We start from the raw sequence: 684 nt of genomic DNA, 5'->3' as shown, positions 1-684 counted from the left end.
GTCGTCCATGGCGGGCAGGTCATCATGCACCAGCGAATAGGCGTGGAGCACCTCGACCGCCGCGGCGGTGGTCTCCCAGGGCGGATCGGCCGTGCCCCTGGCCAGCGCCTGTGCCACTGCGCGCACCAGGGCCGCCCGCAGCCGCTTGCCGCCCCCCAGAGCAGCGTAGCGCATCGCTTCGGCCAGGCGCGGCGCCGCCTGCTGGGCGGGATCACCCAGGAGGCGGTCGATCTCGCCCTCGACGATGGCTGCGGTTTCTTCGAGGAAGGGCCTGAGCACGGCGGCGTCCAGCTTGGCGGGCTAGGTCGGCAAGTTGGTAGTCAGCGGGTGGGGTCGAACGGTTCTACGCGTGCTTCGCCCGAAGCGTTCACCGACAATTTCTCAACCCGCATCTGGGCGTCCGCCAGCTTCTGCCGGCACAGCTCCTTCAGCGCAGTGCCGCGCTCATAGGCGGAGATCGCCTCGTCCAGGTCGAGCTGGCCGCGCTCCAGCTCCTGGACGAGCTTCTCGAGCTCGCCCAGCGCCGCCTCGAAGCTCAGTTCCTGCATGCTGGTGTCGGCCACCGGACCGTGTTCCCCCGTCATGCGCCATCCTCGCCGGCGAGAGCCCGAAGATGCGCGGTCACGCTCCTGGCGAGCGCGCCCGTGTCGTAGCCCCCTTCGAGCACGGATACCACCCGCCCCT

Annotated in this window: 2 protein-coding genes and 1 pseudogene; all 3 read right to left on the bottom strand. The window is 70.0% G+C overall.

Annotated elements, in window-relative coordinates; translation table 11 throughout:
• Positions 1-279, bottom strand: a 279-nt coding sequence (locus tag EQG76_RS31995) for a polyprenyl synthetase family protein (protein ID WP_235031146.1), incomplete at its 3' end; no start/stop codon positions are given.
• Between the two features lie 41 nt (positions 280-320).
• Positions 321-584 (bottom strand): exodeoxyribonuclease VII small subunit, encoded by a 264-nt coding sequence (locus tag EQG76_RS00825; RefSeq protein WP_159709734.1) that lies wholly within the window; start codon positions 582-584, stop codon positions 321-323.
• Positions 581-684, bottom strand: a pseudogene (locus EQG76_RS33205) (histone deacetylase family protein); the annotation flags it as partial. The pseudogene EQG76_RS33205 and the gene EQG76_RS00825, both read right to left, overlap by 4 nt.

Origin of the sequence: Geminicoccus flavidas (assembly GCF_009806515.1) — a bacterium.
In the GTDB taxonomy this organism is placed as follows: domain Bacteria; phylum Pseudomonadota; class Alphaproteobacteria; order Geminicoccales; family Geminicoccaceae; genus Geminicoccus; species Geminicoccus flavidus.
This window is presented reverse-complemented; position numbering and strand designations above follow the sequence as displayed.

Bases quoted from the DNA above. Each gene is read 5' to 3' on its own strand.
- EQG76_RS00825 (WP_159709734.1), bottom strand. From the start codon at position 584: ATGACGGGGGAACACGGTCCGGTGGCCGACACCAGCATGCAGGAACTG.